16 protein-coding genes and 1 pseudogene are annotated in these 17041 nt (G+C 66.7%); 8 read left to right on the top strand and 9 right to left on the bottom strand.

Annotation, left to right across the window (positions count from 1 at the left end):
- Positions 1-46: 46 nt before the first annotated feature.
- Both V1Y59_RS19590 and V1Y59_RS19585 read right to left on the bottom strand, forming a co-directional pair.
- Positions 47-847 (bottom strand): crotonase/enoyl-CoA hydratase family protein, encoded by an 801-nt coding sequence (locus tag V1Y59_RS19590; RefSeq protein WP_330506724.1) that lies wholly within the window; start codon positions 845-847, stop codon positions 47-49.
- Between the two features lie 64 nt (positions 848-911).
- A complete protein-coding gene (locus V1Y59_RS19585) occupies positions 912-1781 on the bottom strand; it encodes a D-hexose-6-phosphate mutarotase (protein WP_330506723.1) in 870 nt (289 codons plus the stop codon).
- Between the two features lie 62 nt (positions 1782-1843).
- Between V1Y59_RS19585 and V1Y59_RS19580 the strand changes: the two genes are divergently transcribed.
- Complete coding sequence (locus V1Y59_RS19580; protein ID WP_330506722.1) at positions 1844-2695, top strand: Cof-type HAD-IIB family hydrolase; 852 nt, start codon at positions 1844-1846, stop codon at positions 2693-2695.
- Between the two features lie 29 nt (positions 2696-2724).
- Here the strand turns inward: V1Y59_RS19580 and V1Y59_RS19575 are convergent, their stop codons facing one another.
- A complete protein-coding gene (locus V1Y59_RS19575) occupies positions 2725-3747 on the bottom strand; it encodes a YihY/virulence factor BrkB family protein (RefSeq protein WP_330506721.1) in 1023 nt (340 codons plus the stop codon).
- Positions 3748-3928: 181 nt separating this feature from the next.
- Positions 3929-4840, bottom strand: coding sequence for an LLM class flavin-dependent oxidoreductase (locus V1Y59_RS19570; protein ID WP_330506720.1), 912 nt, complete (start codon positions 4838-4840; stop codon positions 3929-3931).
- Positions 4841-4946: 106 nt separating this feature from the next.
- Between V1Y59_RS19570 and V1Y59_RS19565 the strand changes: the two genes are divergently transcribed.
- From V1Y59_RS19565 to V1Y59_RS19545, 6 genes and pseudogenes are all read left to right on the top strand, one after another.
- Complete coding sequence (locus V1Y59_RS19565) at positions 4947-6566, top strand: LuxR C-terminal-related transcriptional regulator (RefSeq protein WP_330506719.1); 1620 nt, start codon at positions 4947-4949, stop codon at positions 6564-6566.
- Positions 6567-6676: 110 nt separating this feature from the next.
- A complete protein-coding gene (locus V1Y59_RS19560) occupies positions 6677-7753 on the top strand; it encodes a class I SAM-dependent methyltransferase (RefSeq protein ID WP_330506718.1) in 1077 nt (358 codons plus the stop codon).
- Positions 7754-7806: 53 nt separating this feature from the next.
- Positions 7807-8304 (top strand): annotated as a pseudogene (locus V1Y59_RS23695) (sigma-70 family RNA polymerase sigma factor); the annotation flags it as partial.
- Positions 8305-8354: 50 nt separating this feature from the next.
- Positions 8355-8852 (top strand): nuclear transport factor 2 family protein, encoded by a 498-nt coding sequence (locus tag V1Y59_RS19555; protein WP_330506717.1) that lies wholly within the window; start codon positions 8355-8357, stop codon positions 8850-8852.
- On the top strand, positions 8849-9517 hold the full coding sequence (locus V1Y59_RS19550) for an MFS transporter (RefSeq protein WP_330506716.1): 669 nt from the start codon (positions 8849-8851) through the stop codon (positions 9515-9517). Before V1Y59_RS19555 ends, V1Y59_RS19550 begins: the two co-directional genes overlap by 4 nt.
- A gap of 36 nt (positions 9518-9553) precedes the next feature.
- Positions 9554-10234, top strand: a complete 681-nt coding sequence (locus tag V1Y59_RS19545; RefSeq protein ID WP_330506715.1) for an MFS transporter — start codon at positions 9554-9556, stop codon at positions 10232-10234.
- A gap of 42 nt (positions 10235-10276) precedes the next feature.
- Here the strand turns inward: V1Y59_RS19545 and V1Y59_RS19540 are convergent, their stop codons facing one another.
- The gene (locus tag V1Y59_RS19540) at positions 10277-10897 is read right to left on the bottom strand and encodes an LGFP repeat-containing protein (protein ID WP_330506714.1); all 621 of its coding nucleotides are present in this window, start codon (positions 10895-10897) and stop codon (positions 10277-10279) included.
- A 290-nt stretch (positions 10898-11187) separates the two neighbouring features.
- On the opposite strand from V1Y59_RS19540, the gene V1Y59_RS19535 reads away from it, so the two are divergent.
- Positions 11188-12303: an endonuclease/exonuclease/phosphatase family protein gene (locus tag V1Y59_RS19535; protein ID WP_330506713.1), complete on the top strand. Its 1116-nt coding sequence runs from the start codon at positions 11188-11190 to the stop codon at positions 12301-12303.
- Positions 12304-12322: 19 nt separating this feature from the next.
- On the opposite strand, the gene V1Y59_RS19530 is transcribed toward V1Y59_RS19535, so the two are convergent.
- From V1Y59_RS19530 to V1Y59_RS19515, 4 genes are all read right to left on the bottom strand, one after another.
- Positions 12323-13702 carry a purple acid phosphatase family protein gene (locus tag V1Y59_RS19530; protein ID WP_330506712.1) on the bottom strand — a complete coding sequence of 460 codons (1380 nt, stop codon included), beginning with the start codon at positions 13700-13702 and terminating at the stop codon, positions 12323-12325.
- Positions 13703-13940: 238 nt separating this feature from the next.
- Positions 13941-15119, bottom strand: a complete 1179-nt coding sequence (locus V1Y59_RS19525; RefSeq protein ID WP_330506711.1) for a lactonase family protein — start codon at positions 15117-15119, stop codon at positions 13941-13943.
- Positions 15120-15246: 127 nt separating this feature from the next.
- Positions 15247-16374, bottom strand: coding sequence for a zinc-binding metallopeptidase family protein (locus V1Y59_RS19520; RefSeq protein ID WP_330506710.1), 1128 nt, complete (start codon positions 16372-16374; stop codon positions 15247-15249).
- Positions 16375-16439: 65 nt separating this feature from the next.
- On the bottom strand, positions 16440-17009 hold the full coding sequence (locus V1Y59_RS19515) for an HD domain-containing protein (RefSeq protein ID WP_330506773.1): 570 nt from the start codon (positions 17007-17009) through the stop codon (positions 16440-16442).
- Between the last annotated feature and the right edge of the window lie 32 nt (positions 17010-17041).

Raw genomic sequence — 17041 nt, 5'->3', positions numbered from 1 at the left:
GCGCGTCCCCGAGTCGGCAACGGATCTCTTCCGTGCCGGCCCGGGGTCACTCGGGATCGGCGAACCGCGGCTCCCGCTTGGCAAGTCCCGCGTGGACGGCCTCGAGTTGGTTTGCCGAACCCATCAGCCCGACCTGCAGTTCGCTCTCGAGCATCAACGCCGTGGACGCGTCCGCACCCGTCCAGGTCTCGTCGTAGAGGCGCTTGGCGGCGCGGACGGCGTGTGGTGATTTGCGGGCGATCTCGCGCGCGAGTTCCAGTGCTGCGGCGAGAGGATCCTCGACTGCGCGGGTGACGAGTCCCAACGCCTGCGCTTCCTGACCACTCACGATGCGGCCGGTGAACGTCAGTTCCTTCGCGACGTCCACAGGGACGAGACGGGGGAGCGTCTGGGTGATACCCATGTCGGGCACCAGCCCCCACTTGACCTCCATGATCGACAGCCGGGCGTCGGGTGCCGCGTAGCGGATGTCGGCGCCGAGGGCGATCTGCAGTCCGCCACCGAAGCAGTTGCCGGTGATTGCGGCGATCACCGGTGCCGGGACTGCCGCCCAGTCCACCGACACGCGCTGCGCCCGGTTGGCGCGGTGTCCGTCCTCACGGTCGAGGAGCGACTCGGCGCCACCACCCTGTCCGAGGCTCGAGATGTCGAGTCCGGAGCAGAAGCTCTTGCCCGCCCCGTGGACGACGACGGCCCGGATCCGACCGTCGGTCTTGAGCCTGCCGGTGACGTCCAGCAGCGCGTCGAACATCGCGCCGTCCAGTGCATTGTGTTTCTCCGCGCGGTCGAGGGTGACAGTCGCTACGCCTGCTTCGTCGATGTCGACGGAGATCCTGTGTTCGCTCACCGGCGACATGCTACGTCCTCGGGTCCACTGCGCGAGGTGAGTCGCCGCGAATCGCGGGATTCGGTCACCCGAGTGGCGCCACCGAGATCGTCTGCCACAGTGAGTGGTCGGAACCGGCAGGCACCTCGACTCGGTTCGGTCCGGCGTTGGCGGCCTCCACGCAGACGAAGTCCCGCCAATGCGACCCCACATCGGCCATCCCCGACGCGGCTGCCTCTCCCGGATTCCACACCACTGCGCTGCGCCCGCCGCGGGAGGTCACCTCGACATTCCGTCGCAGTCCGGGGTCGACGATGCGGTAGGTACCGCCGGCATCGGGGTAGATGCGGTCGCTACGCCCGGAATCCTTTGGCAGTGACCAGTTTCCGCGCTGTGTGCGGGTTGCCATGTCGTCGAACTTGTCGATGTAGTCGAGTCCGTCGAGTCCGTCGACCTGAACCTCGTCGACGTCGGACACCCGAAAGTAGTTGTGGAACGCCTCCGTCATGGTGATCGGATCGGGGGTTGGATTGTGGGTGTGCAGTCCCTGGGTCAGCGTGGCGCCCACCTGCACCGTCATGTGGACGGTCAGGTCGAGATGATCAAGGCCTTCGGGCACGAGTTCCAGCTGGGTGTCGCCGTTCTCGCTTGCGCGGGACCCGGTCAGGGCCCATCGCGCGGTGCGGGCATACCCGTGCGACGGCACGTCGTCGCTCTGGCCTTCGCGTGCGAAGTAAGGCCAGCACACGGGTATTCCCCCGCGGATCGGGGTCGGTGGAGCCGCGACGAGCGGAGACACCCACAGCACTTCCTCGTGGCCGGCGGGTACGAAGGACAGGATCTGCCCGGCGAAAAGCGACACCGCCGCGGTGGCGGCCGGAGTCTCCACAACGATCGCCTCGAACCCGTGAACAACGCCATGCCGCACGCCACCGATGTCGTCCGATTCCGTCACAGCCCCAGCATCGCACAGCACGCGCGCCCGGTCCCGGCGTCGATCTGGGATGATGGTCGACGATGAGTACCCCGCTGCCGCCAGTGCCGTCCGACGTGCGACTCGTCGTCAGTGACATGGACGGCACGCTCCTCGACCCCGGCAAACGCATTCCGGAGTCCCTGTGGCCATTGCTCGACGAACTCGAGGAACGCGGAATCGTGTTCAGCCCGGCAAGTGGCCGTCAGGCGGCGACACTTCTGGATCAGCTCGGCCATGCGGTGCCCGGACTGGTCGTGATCGCCGAGAACGGCGCGGTGGTGGCCCGCGACGACGAGACGCTACGGGTGACCCCGATCGACGACCGAGCCGTCGCGGCCGTGCTCGGCCGTGCGCGCGAGCTGGCTGCCACCCGTGTGTCGGACGTGGGAATCGTGTTGTGCGCGCCCGATGTCGCGTTCGTGGATCGTGCCGACCCACCTTTTCTGGAGCAGTTCCAGCCCTACTATCACTCGCACCAGATCGTGCACGATCTCTCCCACGTGGATCGCGAACTGGTCAAGATCGCCGTCTTCGACTTCGGCAACATCGAAGACGTCACCGCCCCCGCCATCGCATCCCTCGGTGGCGCCATGGAGGTCGTGGTATCCGGCCGCAACTGGCTCGACGTCATGGCGCCCGGCGTCGACAAGGCGGGCGCTGTCCGCGCCGTGCAGGAACGACTCGCGATCACACCCGCCCAGACGATGGTGTTCGGCGATTACCTCAACGACTTGGCGATGCTCGACACCGCCGAGTGGTCGTATGCGGTGGCGAACGCCCACCCGGCCATCCGTGCGGCCGCCCGGTATCTCGCGCCGTCGAATGAGGAGAACGGGGTCGTACGCACGGTTCGTGCCGCATTGGGACTGCCCGACCTGGCCGTCGCCACCTGAGCACCGGCTCCGGAGACGGGGCTGTGGTCCTACTCTCGTGACGTCTCGTCGTCGCCGTTGTCGTCGCCGACGAGTTCCGGGTCGTGCGAACTGCCTGCCGGGTTGTCGAAGGTCACGTCGATCTCCTGAAAGCCCTTGTGCCGCTGCGCTCGTGCTTGAGCCGAGTACGCGGCCTCGTCGCCCGGCATGAGCACGACGTTGTCGGTGAACGGCGTCAGCAACGACCTCGGATACAGGTTCTCGACCCGCACCGCATTGGCCTCGAGGCACACCACGACCATCACTGCCGCGACGTAGAGGAAAGCGAGCAGGCCCAGCACAACGGCAAACACACCGTAGGAGGCGCCGGCATTGGCGATCACGCGCTGGACGAAGACGCTGCCGAACGTCTGCAACACCTGCCAGCCGATGGCTGCCGCCAAGGCGCCGGGCAAGACGTCCCAGATGCCCAGGGGGCGGGCGGTGCCGAAACGGAAACCCACGACGAACACCGCGCTGTAGAGCGCCAGCGAGCCGACGATCGCGAGGACTCGTCCTTCGCCTCCGAGGTCGATCGCTGCGGTGACACCATTGAGCACGGTGAGGCCGATGACCGCCATCCCCACGGTGGACAGCAACATGGCCCCTTTGACCCGGACCTGAATCGGATTCGGTCGCTCGTTGCGCGGGACGGCCCACACGACGTTCATCGCGTTCTGGATGGCCACGGAGACTCCCAGGGCGCCGTAGATGGCACTCACCAGGCCGATCGTCACGGCGGTCACGCTGCCGCTGAGTTGTCCCGATCCGGTCAGCTGGTCACCGACGACGGGGATCTGGGACATGGCGGAGTCGACGATGCGTTCCTGGAGATCGGGATTGTCCTCCAGCACGAAGCCGAGCACAGAGGTGAACACCAGTAGGAGCGGAAAGAGTGACACGAACCCGTAGTAGGTGATCAGGGCGGCGAGGTAGCCGCCCTGATCGTCGAAGAACTTGTACGCCACCGCGAGCGGGTAGCCGCTCTTGGGATAGCGGGTCTGGAATCTGTCGATGCGCTCAGTCAGCGACACGCGCCACCTTCCCTAGAACCCGCGCGTGCACCCTCTCTGCACCACCTGACCGGTTGCAGCGGCGACGCCGTACCCGCACGATCCACTCCGGGAAACGGATGAAACCGCAGTACACGCACGGTATCAGCGATACGGACGGCGAGCATCGGGTGCGTGATGTCGGCGCGTCGCCGCGAACCCCTCAGCCGACGAGCGGAGCCACCGACGTGCCGAAGTGTCGCAGTTGGTCGACGGGATCGTCCACGGGCCAGATGAAGACACCGGCGACACCCACGTCGGCGTAGCGGGCCAGCCTGGCGGCGCACACTTCCGCCGGTCCGATGAGGAGGTGGTCGCCGAGCACGGTCGGGTCTCGACGAAGCATCCGCGCCAGTTCATCCACGCGTGCCGCCGCTTCCGCTGCGGAGTCGGTGATGTAGGTCCACATCGTCGCGATGACGGTCGGGAACGTGGTGTCGTCTCGTCCGGCGGTGCGCAACGTGTCTCGGATACGGTCACGTCCCGACGCGATCTTCTGCGGACTGGTGTTGTAGGCCGAGGCCAGCCAACCGTCGCCGAGCGCGACAGCCCGCCGCAGTCCGGCCGCTGATCCCCAACTGCCGACCCAGATCGGGATCGTCCGTGCCGGCGCCGGCTCCAGGACCGGCACGTCGTAGAAGCGCCCGGCATGTGGGCCCGGTGGGTCGGTGAGTGCTCTGCGCAGCACCCGCACCGATTCGTCGAACCGTGGCCATCGTTGGTCGAAAGGGATTCCGGCCGAGGCGTAGTCGGCGGAGGAGGAGCCCGGACCCACGCCCAGGACGAGCCGTCCCTCGGACAGGATGTCGAGTGCGACGGCAGCTTTCGCGGTCATCGCGGGTCCGCGGATCACGGGCAGGGCGACCGTCGTCACCAACGTCAGGTCTGCACTGCGTTCGACCACGCTCGACAATGCGACCATTCCGTCCAGCCAGGGCTCGGAGAACACCACATGGTCGTTCGCACCGAGCGCGGAGAAACCGAGATCGCGCGCGGCATCGACGAAGCGCTCCAGCGACGTGGACTCCGTCCGGTCATGGCCGATCAGCGGCAGGTGCGCACCGAACCACACCATCAGAGACTAGCGAACACCGGCGGCCGCGCCATGGCGTGAACTGCGGGGGATGGTCGGAATGCTGGCGCCCGTGGTCGGCACCCCGGTAGCGTCGAGGGCGGAAGCCATGACGCAACACGACGCATTCCGCGCAGCTCGCGACGCGTACCGACGGCGCGAGTGGGAGAAGGCGCGCACCGGCTTCCGCTCGTCGGATCTGGACACGGATCACCTGGACACGGAGGACCTGGAGGCACTGGCCGGCGCGTCCTGGTGGCTCAACCACACCGACGAGTACGTCGACGCCGCCGCCGAGTTGCATCGGCGCTTGCTGAGGGACGGCGATCTGGCGGCTGCGGGGCGAGTGGCTGTGGAGATCGGGTACACCGAGATCGTGCGAGGACGCGAGAGCGTCGGCTCGGGCTGGATCGCGAGGTCTCGACGGCACTTCGCGAAGACGCCAGATGCGACCGAGCGCGGGTACCTGCTCGCGCTCGACGCAGACGTCGCGGCCGCCGCCGGGAACCTCACGGGTGCAGAGGAAATCGCCCGCGAGCTTCTCGACCTCGGCGATTCCCGCGAGGATCCGACATTGCAGGCGTTGGCTCTGTTCATCGCGGGCGTGGTCGCGATCCGCCGGGGCCACACCGACGACGGGTGTCGACTGCTCGACGAAGCACTGGTCCCGGTCGAGGCGGACGAGGTCGCCCCGGAGTGGGCCGGCAACCTGTACTGCCGGATGATGCAGCTCTGCTTTGAGCTCTCCGACCTACCGCGAGCGGATGCGTGGACCCGCCTGACCGAGCGATGGTGTGAAAACCGCGCACCGGCAGCTGTTTTCGCGGGAATCTGTCGGGTCCACCGCGTCCAGCTGAGGCAGGTGCACGGCGAATGGGATCGGGCAGCGAGCGAGGCGCAGAACGCCGCCGACGAACTCGAGGACCTGGACCTGGTGGCGACCGCCGAAGCGTATTACCAACTGGGTGAGGTCCGACGCCAGCAGGGGAGCCTCGACTCAGCGGAGACGGCCTACGCGTGTGCCCACGCGCGCGGCCGCGACCCGCAGCCGGGGCTGGCGTTGCTGCACCTGCGGCGTGGCCACCGACGTTCTGCCGCAACAGGCCTGGATGCCGCCCTCGCGAGTACCGCGGCGCCGCTGGCGAGAGCACCGTTGCTTGCGGCACGCGCCGAGGTGGGCATCGCTTGCGACGATCTCCCGACCGCGACGCGCTGTGTCGACGAGTTGCGCCGGGTCACCGACGCCCATCGAACCCCGGGTTGGCAAGCCGATTCATTGCGGTGGGAGGGGGCGGTGCTCCTCGCGCGGCGACGTCCCGCGGACGCGGTCGGGGTGTTGCGGCGGGCTCTGGCCCTGTGGCAGCGAATGGATTCGGCATACCGTGTCGCCCACGTACGCCTCGACCTCGCTCAGGCCGCAGGCGCCCTCGGAGATCACGAAGGCGCAGCCCGCGAGTACGACGAGGCGATCGCCGTGCTGGAGCATCTCGGCGCCCGCGATGATCTGCAGCGTCTGCGCGCTCATCGCGCCCGGCCGGCAGCCCTGTCCGAACGAGAGGTCGAGGTCGTGGCGGCGATCTCCACCGGGTGCACCAACCGACAGGCCGCGTCGAGGCTGAACATCAGCGAACGGACTGTCGCGCGGCATCTGGCGAACGTGTACCTCAAGACCGGGGTGTCGTCGCGAACCGCTGCGGTCGCCTGGGCGCGGGATCGAGCTTTGCTCTGACACGTTCGCCACTGCACATCGACGAGTTCACTACACAATTCGGCCGATGTGCTCGGAACCCTGCCCGCCTTAGCGTCGGTGATACGACATCCAGACCAAGGAGGGACACGATGACCACCACCGACACCCTGGATCCCGAACGCGTCCAGGAGTTCGCCGGCACGCTGTTCGGCACACTGAGTGCCGGATCGACAGCCCTGATGATCAGCATCGGCCACCGCACCGGCTTGTTCGACGCCCTGGCGGCAACACCGGCTGCGACCAGCGAGGAACTCGCCCGCGCCGCCGGCCTGCACGAACGGTATGTGCGGGAATGGCTCGGCGCGATGACGACGTCGGCCATCGTCCGCCACGACCCCGACACGGACACCTATCGTCTTCCGACCGAGCACGCGGCGGTGCTCACCCGTGCGGCCGGCCCCGACAATCTCGCGTCACAGATGCAGTTCATCCCGCTTCTCGCGCAAGTCGAAGATCAGATCGTCGACTGCTTCGCCCACGGGGGAGGTGTTCCGTACTCGTCGTACGAACGGTTCCATGCCGTGATGGCCGAGCAGAGCGCCCAGATCCACGACGCGGGGCTCGTCGACCGGATCATCCCGCTGGTGAACGGCCTCACCGAGCGCCTCGAGTCGGGCATCCGGGTCGCCGACATCGGGTGCGGTCAGGGGCATGCGGTGAATCTGCTCGCGCGTGCGTTCCCGAACAGCGAGTTCGTCGGTTTCGACTTCTCGGCGGAAGCGATCGCGGTCGCACGGGCCGAGGCAACCGAGCTCGCCACACCCAATGCGCGGTTCGAGGTACGCGACGTCGCCGACCTGACGGATACCGGGACGTTCGGCGCGATCACCGCATTCGACGCGATTCACGACCAGGCGGAGCCCGCTCGCGTCCTCGCAGAGATCGCCGCCCACCTCGATCCCGACGACGGCGTCTTCTTGATGGTGGACATGGCCGCGTCCAGCAACCTCGACGACAACCTGGAGATCCCGTGGGCCCCGTTCCTCTACACCGTGTCGACAATGCACTGCATGACGGTGTCGCTCGCGCTCGGCGGATCCGGTCTCGGCACTGCGTGGGGGACGCAGCAGGCATCGGACATGCTGGCCGATGCCGGCTTCACCGAGATCGACCTGAAGACGATCGAGGACGACTTCATCAACGTCTACTACGTGGCTCGGCGCTGAACGTCGCCACCTGCCGGTGATGGATTTCGGGCGGTGTCCGAGTCATACCGTGTATGGACGTCGAAGAGCAGACAACAAATCCGGGAGACGGAGACCGAGCCGATATCGACTTGGCGCGCGCCGGTGACGCGGACGCATTCACCCGCCTCATCGAGCCACACCGCATCGCCCTGCAGACCCACTGTTACGCGATGCTCGGCTCGAGCCACGACGCCGACGACGCTGTACAGGACACCCTGCTACGGGCGTGGCGGCATCTCGGAACCTATGCGGGTCGTGCCCCGTTCGGGGGATGGCTGCACCGGATCGCCACCAACACCTGCCTGACCGCGTTGGAACAACGCTCGACACGGGTCATCCCGGTGAACCTCGCCGACCGTGAGCCGACGGCGTCCGGGGAGGGTCTGGCGGCCCACCCGATGTCGGAGGCGTCGAGGCCCGGGCCGCTACCGACCGCATGGTGGCCGTCCGAGCGTGTCGAGCTTCGTGAGGCCGTCGAGTTGGCGTTCGCTGCAGCCCTCCAGCACGTCCCGCCGCGCCAGCGTGCTGTGCTGCTGCTGCGCGAGATGTGCTGGGCTACAACGCCCGTGAGACCGCGGACATGCTCGACACGACGCCGACAGCGGTGGACAGCGCACTCGCACATGCGCGGCGGACCGTCGCCTCGCGTGTCGGGGAACTATCCCAACAGCGGACGATCCGCGCCCTCGGCGACCAAGCCGTCCGCGACCTCGTCGCCCGCTATACCGACGCCTTGGAGAGCGGGCGCGTCGAGGACATCCTGGCGCTGCTCACCGACGATGCCGAGTGGTCGATGCCGCCCTCCGCGGCCTGCTTCCCTGGGCACCAGGCAATCGCCGGGTTCCTCGCCGACGGGCCCCTTCGTCATCGGTGGCGCCACCTGCCGACCAGCCTCAACGCTCAACGCGCCGTCGCCTGTTACTGCTGGGACGACTCCGCCGGGCAGTATCGTGCCCATGTCATCGACGTCCTGACCGTTCGCGACGACCGGATCGCCGCGGTCACCGCATTCATCGACCCGTCACTGTTCGACGTCCTCGGGTTGCCGGCGGCGTTGTCGTCGGAGGTCTCGTCATGACCGCGGACGTGCGCCCCGGGGTCGTCACCGCTGTGCTCGGCGCAGCGTTTCTCATGACCGTGCTCGATTCGACCAGTGTCGTCGCGGCCTTACCGAGCATCGAAGCCGCACTGGGATTCGAGGCCAACGACGCTGCCTGGGTGATCACCGCCTACGGCGTCGCAGTCGGCGGGTGTCTGCTCTCGGCAGGCCGGGTCGCCGACGTCGTCGGTGCCCGCCGAACCTTCGTTGTCGCCACAGCTGCCTTTGCTGTCGCGTCCCTGATCTGCGGCCTCGCCTCCACCCCGCCTGTGCTGGTCGTCGGTCGTGTTGTGCAAGGTGTGGCGGCGGCCGCGATGACGCCATCAGCGCTCGCACTACTGCTGGCCGCGCATCCGGAGGGGCCGCAGCGCAACCGGGCGATCGGCATCTGGGGCGGACTCCGCGGGATCGGTGCGACCGCGGGCCTGCTGGTCGGCGGACTGCTGACGTCGATTGCCGGTTGGCAGTGGATCTTCTTGGTGAATGTCCCGGTGTGCGTACTCGTGCTGGTGGCGGCTGGGCGCGTCCTACCGGATCCCCGCCCCGCCGGTCGCCGCGAGATCGACATCGCGGCCGCGGTCACCTTGTCCGGCGCTCTGGCCGCGGGCATTCTGGCGGTCCTGCGCGGCCCCGTCACAGGATGATCGGACCCGTTGGTCGTCGCCGCCACCATCGGGGCGGTGTTCTTGGGTTCGGCCTTCGCCGTCGTCGAGCGCCGCAGCCACGACCCGGTCATCCCGCCGCGACTGCTGCGGATCCGCGGGGTGGCGGCCGGCAATGCGGTGGTGTTGCTCGCCGGGCTATGCGTCGATGGCCTGCTGTTGTTGTCGACCCGGTACAGTCAGCAGGTCCTCGGCGCCGGACCCCTGGCGTTCGGCGTGATCGCCGCGGTGATGACCGTGACGTCTGTCGCCGGAGTGGCCATAGGACAGAATCTGGTGTCCCGGTTCGGTATCCGCGTGGTGAGCGGGGTCGGTATGACACTCATGATCACCGCGGGAACACTGCTGACCCAGATAGGCGAGCAAGGCGTGACCGTACTCGTGGTGGGCATGGCCCTGTTCGGCCCGGGCATGGGGATGGCGTTCGTCGCCGGCCAGATCGCCTGTCTCGCCCAGGTTTCCGAGGCAGACGCTGGCACGGCGTCGGGACTTGAGGAGACTTCGTTCGCGGTCGGCACCACGCTGGGCACTGCCGTCGCGAGCGCGACCCTGACGGCGGCCGCGACAGCCGCCGTGTCGACAGGCGCGGTCGGGACGGCGTTCGCTGTCGTGTCGGTGGCCGCTCTGCTCGGGCTCCCGGTCAGCCGTCTCCTCCCGCATGTCGCGGCAGTCGCGACGCCGGGGTCGGTATCCCGGTAGTCGCAACCACGCACGGAGTGCTCGTGAACCGAGCGGCCCGTATCACTCGGCCGGAACCACCTCCCCGTTCACCGTGACCTCGACGGTGTCGGTTGCCGGATCCCAGGTGATCGTGCCGTTCTCGAACGTGGACTCCTTCACTCCGTCGGAGTCCGTTTCATCGCTGGTCGCTGCACCCAACGGTCCGTCGGAGCCGCCCTCGCCATCCTCCGACGGCATTCCCGACTCATCGCGATTGACGTTCCACGCGTCGCGGATCTTGCCCCAGGTGATGTACGCCGGCGTACCCTCATCCGCGTTCTGAGCGGTGATGACACCACCCTCGAACTGCTGGAACACCACCCCGCTGTCGCTGGTCCCGGACGCGTCCTCACCGGTCATCGGCGCGCCGAGATCCTGCTTCTGCTGATCGGTCGCGGCTTGGAACTTTGCGGCGATCGGGCCGGTCAGAGTGACCGTCGAACCGTCGGCGGCAGTCAACTCGACGCTGCCCGGTTCCACCTCGCCGGATGTGCCCGTCGCATCGCTCATGGCGCCCGCCACCGCCGAGGATGCGGCATCGGCCGTCTCACCGTTCTCATCGTCACCGCAGCCCACCAGAACAAGCGTTGCCAGCGCCACAGCGGCGGCACCACCGGTGGCGCGGCGAACAATCTGCTTCATGATTTCCTCTCGGTTCTCGGAAGCAATTCGGACGGTTCCGCTGCAGTATTCTGCGCGGGACCCGTCGGTCAGCGTATCCGCTTCACGATCCACATTTGGCGAATAGCACCAAGTGGCGACTCTTGATTCCCGACACACACGCACATCGATTCTCCAGCGGCCTTTTCCACAATCGAGCATCACGAACAGAACCCGCGACGCGGCATCGAAACGCGTAGTGCGCTACTCGTTCCTGCCGTCGAAACGCCCGGCACACTGAAGCCACATCTCCATCCGCGGAAGAGGCCGACATGAGAATCGCCACCTACAACGTCGAGAACCTGTTCGCCCGAGCCAAGGCGATGAAGTCGCCGTTGGGTGGATCAACTGCCGATACCCTCGCCGCTCACGCCGAGATCAACACCTTGTTCAACCGACCAACCTATGACGACGCGACCAAGACCCGGATGCTGGAACTTCTCGAGCAGTTGGGTCTGCTGAAGTCCGACACCGCAGATCTGGTGATCCTCCGCAAGGTGCGCGGCAAGCTGCTGACCCGGCGGAGGAACGGATCCGTGGAGATCGTCGCATCCGGCCGCGCCGACTGGATCGGGTTCGTCGAACTGCGGACCGAGGCGGTGGACGACCTCGCGATGCAGCACACCGCGATGGTCATCCGCGACATCGACGCCGATGTCCTCGGCGTCATCGAAGCGGAGAGTCGTCCGACATTGCAGAAGTTCTCGGCAGCCGTACTCGACGCGGTCCCGGGCGGACAACCATATGAGCGGTCGATGGTGGTGGAGGGCAATGACGACCGCGGCATCGACGTCGGCCTGTTGTGGCGACCCACCTACCAACTGCAACGCATCCACACGCACGTCTTCGACGCCGACGACAAGGGCGTGATCTTCTCGCGAGACTGCTGCGAATACCATCTCGCGGCGCCCGGCAAGCCTCCACTCGTCGTCCTGGTCAATCATTTCAAGTCCAAGGGCTATTCGAGTCCCGGGGACCGGCTCGGAAACACCAAGCGCAGCAGGCAGTCGACGCAGGTGGCAAAGATCTACCGCTCGCTGGTCGATCAGGGGTTCGATCATGTCGCCGTCGTCGGCGATCTGAACGATCTGCCGGACAGTGAGCCGCTGAAACCACTGATCGCCGAGACCGACCTGAAGGACATCAGCGAACACCGGGCGTTCGACTGGCAAGGACGTGAGGGAACCTACGGCAGCACCAACGACAAGATCGACTACCTACTGCTGTCGCCGGCGCTCTTCGAGCGGGCAGCCGGCGGTGGGGTGTTCCGCAAAGGTGTGTGGCGTGGTCCCCGTACCCGCAATCCCTGGGAGATCTACGACTCCCTGACGGCCGACGTGCATCAGGCTTCTGATCACGCTGCGGTGTGGGCCGAACTCGACATCTGAGAGGGGAGTCCCGCCGCGGTCACACTGGTCGGCCGATGCCCGAAAGGTCTCGCGCGGCGACCGAATTGCGATCGGAGACCGAGTTGCCCAGCGACAGCTGCGGCCACGTGCTGGCGAGTTCCTGCCGGCTGCGTTCACTCCACTCCCGGGCCAGTGGTGCGCGCGTCTTGTAGAAGTTCACCGCGTAGCCGCCCGAGTGCACACGCAAGAGCGTGAATCCTCCGGGGTACTCCTTCACCGCCGCCACCTCCTGTTGGGTCACCGCCGGCGCGCCGGGTAGCGCGGTCCGTTTGTTCCGATGGGTGTGCCCGGCGTGGTGCAGGAACACGCCGGGCGTGCGCGCATACGTCGCCAACACCTCCGACGCCTGCTGCGCCGCCAGGCTGGTACCGCCGGTGATCGCCTGTGGCGCATCAGGAGTGATCAACGGGTGGTGACCGAAGACCAGCGTGGGCCGGTCACGATCTCGGCTGAGTCGGTGCCGGAACCACGCGAACTGTTCGGACGACATCGCTCCGGAGTCGCCACCGTCCCCAGGCTTGTCGTAGGTGTCGATGCCCATGATGCGCAGGCCGTGCACATCGTGCTCGAAGTACGCCGGCTGGGTTTGGTCGCCGAATACGTCGTGGTAGCAATCGTTTCCCTGCCACCTCCCGGGAGTGCAGGCCTGCCATGCACGGCCCTCGTGTGCTCGGTCGTGGTTTCCCCTGGCCACGAAGTAGTCGCGCTGGTACCGACCGAAGCCGTCGAGTAGGCGCTTGGCGTTGCCGAGTTCGATGGGCTCGGCCTCGGCGGTGATGTCGCCCGCCGCGAGAAGGTAGCTCGCTCCGCGTGCTTGCGCGTCCGTGACCAATGCGCGAGTCATGATCTCCGGGTAGGGCGGCCGGCCGGACACCTGCGAGATCCCCTGCACCCAGGGCAGTTGACCGATGCTGCCGGCGACCGTCTCACCGAGGTGGAGGTCGTTGCACAGGGCGATCGAGAAGAGGAACCGGCCCGGCGGTGGCTGCGGTGTGGTGAACGAGTGGACGCCGGGAGTTGGTGTCGGCAACCCGGCGGCGTGGCCGGCGGCGAGGAATGTCGGTGTGGCCGACCGACCCTGGGACACCGCTCGGTAGTAGTAGGCGCGGCCGGGTTCGAGTCCGGTCAGCTCGATGTGGTGATAGGGAGTAGACCCCTCGGCGACCACTCGTCGATCGAGCCGGTCGGGTCGCGTTCCGAACCAGACCTCGCCATTCGTCGGCACCGGAATCATCCGGCCGAGCCCGTCGTCGGTTCCCGGCGCGCCGGTGTACCAGGTGAGAACCGCCGAGTCCTCGGTGAGCGTGACCAGTTCCAGGTTTACCGGGATGGCGGTCGAATCTGCCTGGGCCCCAGCGGTTCCCGGTCTCGATGTCATCGACAGCCCCGCTACGATCACACCCAACCGAAGGAGCTCTCGGCGACTCGGGCGGCAGCAGCTCATGGCTTCAGTCTGCGTCATCGCGGCGGGTACCGTGACGACTCGTCGCACAGTCGTCACCACGTATCCACCTCGACGCCACCGGGTTCACCTGTCGGCTGCGCGAGAGGTTGATCACGAGCACCTCGTCGAGCATCCCGAACAGGCTCTGATCGGTCAGCCCGTGAATGTCAACTCACCGACCACCCACGGTCGTCAGCGCGACGACCGGTCCGTCGGTGATGAGCAATCCGGTGTCCACAGGGGCGGCACCCGACGGTCTGAGACTACCGTCGGCGTTGATCACATAGGTGTGGACCTGACTACTGGTGCTCCGGACAGTCGCCACGTCGACCACATACATGTGCCTGCCGTCCGGATGCAACGCGATCTGGCCGGGCAGACTGCCCAGTGGCATGGGGTAGGGCGAATGCGGTAGGGGAGTCAGCCGTCCGTCGTGGTGAATGCGGAATCCGGCAACCGAGGTGCCGACGCCGATCGCATTGGGCACGTACAGACGCTTCCCGTCGGGCGTGACGATGGCGCCGTGTGGAATACCCCCGGTCGGGTATGGGGAACCCGGTGTGCGGGAGAGGCTCCCGTCGTCCGACACCTCGAAACCAGACAGACTGAAGGTGAGTTCGTCACTGGTGTAGAGGAACCTGCCGTCAGGCGAGAATGCGGGTGCCACCGGGCCGGGTCCGACCGTGCTGACGCCGCGCGGGGTGAGGTGACCGTTCGCGCCGATCGCGTAGCTCGACATCGTGTTCCCGACATAGGTGAGGACTCGCAGGAATCTGCCGTCGGGATCGATGGCCGCCTGCCCGATGGTGCTGAGACCGTGTACCGCTACGTGCGGCGCACCGGTGGGGCGGAGTGCCCCGGACGATGAGACGGCGAAGGATTCGACGTGCCCGGGAACTCCACCGACCACGACGAACAGGTGTTTGCCGTCCGGGGTCAGTTGCGCGGCGGTCGGTGGGCCACTGAACCGCTGGTACGCCCCCGGAATCTTGTGTAGCCGTCCAGACCTGTCGAGTCGGTATCCGCTCACGGCCGGTTCGAGGATGTGGGGTACGAACACTGTGGATCCGTCGGCGGAGACCGTCAGGGACAGGACACCGAAGCCGGTCGGAAACGGACTGCCCGGTACTCGGATCAGGGTCCCGTCGGCGGACACCCGTTGCACGCTGATGCCCATCGATGCGGTTGCGGCGGTCACCAGGAATCGGTTGTCGGCCGCGGGTTCGGACCGTCCCATCTGTGCGGGACTCACGACGAGCGCGGCGAGCGCGACGACGACCGCCGTCGTCGTCCGCAGCCACGTCCTCGACAGCGAGAGCGGAGATCCACGCTTGGTGGCTCCATGAACCATGGAACTGCTACTCACGTCCGACTGCATGGCGCGGCCCCCGACCCTCATCACCCACGTTCGACAGTGGCCCGACGTTATCCCGTCATCTGGCGGCCACGTGTCGAAACGCGACGATCCGGTGGACACCCTATTCGCTGAGACGCCTCCGACGTCCGAACAACCCCTTCCTCGGCCGACGGGCCGCCGGCTCGACGGGTGGCGGTTCTGCGGTGTCCGAGCCGGTGTTGTCGGCGCCCGTCGCCGATGTCACGTCCGTGGCAGGGCAGGCGAGATTGTGAACGTAGCGGATCTTGTCGAGGACGGGACCCACCAAGACGAAGGGGTAGAGATCGGGATGGCCCATCGATCGATTGATCTGGTTGAGCGCCCAGGTCAGTGGTAACCACCAGTCGATCAGCCGGTCGAACCCGACATCGCCAGGTAGGTCGGAGTCGAGCGTCGCGCCGGCCGGAGCCAACCCGAATGCCGCTGCGGTGTCCAGCGTGTCCCGGATGTGCAGGTAGTGAGCGAACGTCTCGGCGAAGTCCTCGGCGGGATGCATCGTGGCATACGACGACACGTAGTCCTGTTGCCAGTTGCCCGGTGGTCCCGAGGAGTAGTGCCGGTCGAGGGCGGCCTGGTAGTCGTCATCGGGATTGCCGAACAGCGACTCGAACGACGGGCGACGGGTGTCGTCGACGAGAAGGAGCTGGTAGTAGTGGCCGATCTCGTGCCTGAAATGGCCCAGGACCGTCCGGTAGGGCTCGGCGAGTTCCACCCGCATCTGTTCCCGGTGCACGTCGTCGCCCTCGGCGAGATCAAGGGTGATGACCCCGTTGGCATGGCCGGTGGTCACCGATTGCTGCGCGCTGGACAGCAGATCGAACGCCAACCCGGTGGTCGGATTCTCGTCTCGCCCGATGATGGGTAATCCGAGTTCATCGAGCTCGAGAATCAACCGGCGCTTTGCGGTCTCTGCCTGCCCGAACGCAGCTATCGCGTCCGTGTCGTCGTCGGCCGGCCTGGTCCGCGTGAGTCGACATGAGGTGCACAGCCTCGGTGAAACCGTTGCGTCGACGAGCCAGTTGCATTGCGCCACATCCAAGTTGTCACAGGTGGTCAACGAGACACCGTCGACCTCCACCTGTCCCTGACCATCGAGGACATAGATCGAGCGAGTCGGGAGCCAGAACCCCAACGCACTGTCGCAGTGCAGGCACAGACTGTTCTCGAACGAGAGGCGCTGGCCACATTTCCGACATAAGAAGTCGCGCATGAATCGAACGCTACCGCAGCATGCGTCTGCTGGTGAGCTGATGAATTGCGCGCCAGAGGATCTACTCAGACCGCGATCAGTGCGGCGTAATCGATGCCGGACACCTCGGTGAGCCCACGTGCGGCGACACGTGCGGATGCCGAGCGGAAGTACGGCTCGCGGAGTGCGTGGGCACGTGCATTGGTGGAGCCGGGGCCGTGGCGCCGGAGCATGTTGCGCATGCGGTCGTCCAATGTCAACCGTTCTCCCGCCGGGCCCGACGTCTGGTCTGCCACGGTGAGCGCATCGGTCATCGCGTCTTCGGTGAACTCGTACGACCGGAGTTCGTCGGCAAGGCCGAGCGGGCCCGCCTGAAACCTCGCTCCAGAATGGTGAGCGACCAGACCACAGATCTGTTCAGACCAGCCCATCGATTCGAGAAATCGGGCGCCATCGAGGGGATGAAAGCCCGTCGACACCAGCTGCGGCGCGTAGCCCACGTCGTGCAGCCAGGCCGCCGCCACCAACACCGGGCGATCATCGACAGCGACGGTACCCGCCAGGGCACGGGCTCTGGACACCACGCCTTCGGTGTGATTCAACCGTAATGGTAAGGGCGACAACAGCTCTCGCGCCGTTGACTCCGCTGCCGCCATCAGGCGGTTCACAGACGTGTGTCGTACCATTG

Source organism: Gordonia prachuapensis (genome assembly GCF_036350515.1).
Lineage (GTDB): Bacteria > Actinomycetota > Actinomycetes > Mycobacteriales > Mycobacteriaceae > Gordonia > Gordonia prachuapensis.
Note: the sequence above shows the minus strand (reverse complement) of the source record. Positions and strands in the feature narration are given on the sequence as shown.